This is a genomic window from Streptomyces sp. IBSBF 3136, assembly GCF_036815105.1.
Taxonomy (GTDB): Bacteria; Actinomycetota; Actinomycetes; order Streptomycetales; family Streptomycetaceae; genus Streptomyces.
The window spans coordinates 1-3,008 of sequence record NZ_JAJSZC010000410.1; the positions used below are offsets into that span (position 1 = coordinate 1).

The 3,008-nt window shown below is 68.5% G+C and carries 3 protein-coding genes; 2 read left to right on the forward strand and 1 reads right to left on the reverse strand.

What is annotated here, in order from left to right:
- Window positions 1-158: 158 nt before the first annotated feature.
- Window positions 159-737, reverse strand: coding sequence for a TetR family transcriptional regulator (locus V7E45_RS39625; RefSeq protein WP_333779141.1), 579 nt, complete (start codon window positions 735-737; stop codon window positions 159-161).
- Between the two features lie 113 nt (window positions 738-850).
- Between V7E45_RS39625 and V7E45_RS39630 the strand changes: the two genes are divergently transcribed.
- On the forward strand, window positions 851-1,834 hold the full coding sequence (locus V7E45_RS39630; protein ID WP_333779142.1) for an aldo/keto reductase: 984 nt from the start codon (window positions 851-853) through the stop codon (window positions 1,832-1,834).
- 507 nt (window positions 1,835-2,341) lie between these two features.
- On the forward strand, window positions 2,342-3,008 hold a 667-nt coding region (locus V7E45_RS39635; RefSeq protein ID WP_333779143.1), incomplete at its 3' end, for a GAF and ANTAR domain-containing protein.

The window sequence follows — 3,008 nt, forward strand, 5'->3', positions numbered from 1 at the left end:
CCCCCCCCCCCCCCCCCCCCCCCCCCCCCCCCCCCCCCCCCCCCCCCCCCCCGACGCGGCACGGAATCGCGACATCAGCCCTGAAGGCACTGGCGCCGTTCGGTACGGCCGCGTCCGGCGCCACGATGCTGTTTGCGAGGAAGCGGACTGCGGCTGCTCTATCCGCCTGGTGTGATGATCCGCTGCACGGCGTGGACGACGGCGGCGCGATGCTGGGCCAGTTGCTGCGTCGACCATGGGTTGCTTCCGCCGGTCGGGCCCATGCCGCCCGCCACGGTGAACCAGGCTTGGGCCAGCGCGAGTACGAGCGCCAGGAGGTCGGTCGGATCGACTTTCGCGTCGATCAGCGCCTGATCCTGGGCGGTCGCGACGGCTTCCGTCTTCACGCGGTAGGCGGAGGCCTCGAGCTCGGTGGCGCCGGGGCGCTCCAGCTGCTTCCAGGTGAGGAGGCGCACCAGCTCGGGGCGGGCGATGAGGTGGTCGAAGACCTTCCCTGCGTACTCGGGGAGGTTCGCGGCGTCGAAGGGCACTGCCTCCGCACCCAAGGTGAAGGCCTGTTCGATGACCGTGTCGAACAGCTGCTCCTTGTTTCCGAAGTAGACGTAGATCAGTCGCTTGTTCGCGTGGGCCGCCTCGGCGATGCGGTCCACCCGTGCGCCGGCGATGCCGTACGCGGCGAACTCGGAAAAGGCCGCGTCGAGCAAGCGGGCTTTGGTCGCGACGGAGTCTCGTGGCATGTGACCACCCTAGCAAGTAACTATCCAGTTATTGACTTCTCCGGACGCCTGGCGCACTATCTATCTATCCGGTTAGTTACATGTGCCTATGGGCACGACCAAAGGAAGATCAGATGGAACTCCGCAGTCTCGGCAGTCAGGGCCTGACCGTCTCCGCTCAGGGGCTCGGCTGCATGGGCATGAGCGCCTACTACGGCAGCACCGACATGGCCGAGTCCCTCGCGACCATCGACCGCGCCCTGCATCTTGGTGTGACCCTGCTCGACACCGCCGAGAGCTACGGTCCGTTCATCAACGAGCAGCTCCTCGCCAAGGCCCTCATCGGCCGACGGGAACAGGTCGTGGTCGCCACCAAGACGGGCATCGAGTTCACCGACGACGGCACACTGGTCGGCCAAAACGGGCGCCCCGACTACATCCGCCGCTCCCTGGACCGCTCCCTGCGCCACCTGAACACCGACTATGTCGATCTCTACTATCTGCACCGAGTCGACCCGCAGGTGCCGATCGAGGAGACCGTCGGCGCCATGGGTGAGCTGGTGGACGCCGGCAAGGTCCGCCATATCGGCCTGTCCGAGGCCGCTCCCCAGACCATCCGCCGCGCCCACTCCGTCCACCCGCTCGCCGCGGTCCAGACCGAGTACTCGCTCTTCGAACGCGCCATCGAGAACAACGGGGTCATGGCCACCCTGAACGAGCTCGGGATCGGTCTGGTCGCCTACTCGCCGCTCGGGCGCGGCTTCCTGTCCGGTGGGATCACCAGCCTGGACGACTTCGCCGCCGACGACTACCGCCGCACCGATCCGCGTTTCCAGGGCGAGAACTTCGGACGCAACCTGGCCGTGGTCGACGAGGTCCGCCGCATCGCCGCCGACCGGAACGTCACACCCTCCCAGCTGGCCCTCGCCTGGGTCCTGCACCAGGGCGCGGTCGCCATCCCCGGAACCAAGCGCCGCCGCTACCTGGAGGAGAACATCGCCGCCGCCACCGTCACCATCACCGAACGGGACCTGGCCGCCATAGACGCGGTCACTCCACGCGGAATCGTCTCCGGCGACCGGTATGCCCCCGAGCTGATGCGGACCCTCAACGGTTGAGGCCCGAGCCCGGCCCAAAACAGGATCTGCCGCCTGAGGTCCGCAGCGCTCCGCCTTCAGCGGGGGCAGCGTCGTCGTCGGTCGGTCTCCCAGCCGATCTGTGCGGCGACCTGCCGGATCTCGATTTCGCGTAGGCGGTGCGCACCCCGGAGGGGCGCCGGATGGCGAGCGGACTATCCGGAGCGGCTGTGCCCAGTGGTGCGGGTAGGTCTCGGGCCGGGCCGGGCTACCTCGGGGCGCCTCGGGTTCCAGGGCGCTTGCCGTGATCACTCCGGCGGCGGGGTCGGGCGGAGACGGAGGGAACATGGCGCGGGGCGGGCGCGCGCTGTCTCGCACAGGCTGCGGGCATGGCGCCTTCGTGGCCCTGTCTTGACCCGGGGCTGGTCCGTCGATGGCAAAACGCGCGGGGGATCGGGGTATCAGCGATTGCGGGACCAGTCCGGCTGACGATCGTGCTGTGGGAGGTGGCAGGCGGTGGATCGGGACCACAATCAGCACGCACTGGACATGATCGACTGGCTGTTGGAGACCGCTTCGGTGCGGGAGTTCTTGCGGCATCTCGTGGAGGATGCCATGAAGGTTTCGAGAGCGGAGGGGTGCGGTGTGACGGTGCGTCAGCGGGATCGGCCGCTGACGGTGGTGAGTACCGGGGCGGTGGCGGAGAAGCTGGATGAGAAGCAGTACGGACAGGACGACGGGCCGTGTCTGCGGGCGCTGCGTACCGGTGAGATCGTGTACGTGCCGGACACTCTTGAGGAGACCCGGTGGGGCTCCTATCCCGGTTTCGCGGCCGGTCTGGGTATCCGCTCCTCTTTGTCCCTGCCGGTTACGGCGCAGGCCCGTAGCGTCGGCGCGCTGAACTTCTACGCGGCCGACCCCAACGCCTTCACGGAGGGCGAGCGCCACGCGTTGGCACTGATCGCCGCCCAGGCCGGTGGCGGGATCGCGCTGGCCCAACGTCTGTCGGACACCGAGGACTTCACCCGGGAGCTGCAGAGCGCGCTCGCCTCCCGCCGCGTGATCGACCAGGCCATCGGCAGCGTCATGCAGCAGAACAGGTGTACGGAGCAGGAGGCTTTCGATCTGTTGCGCCGGCTGTCGCAGGAGACCAACCTCAAGCTCCGCGACGTCTGCACCCGCCTGCTCACCGAGCTTGCCGGTCAGCCCCCCGCCC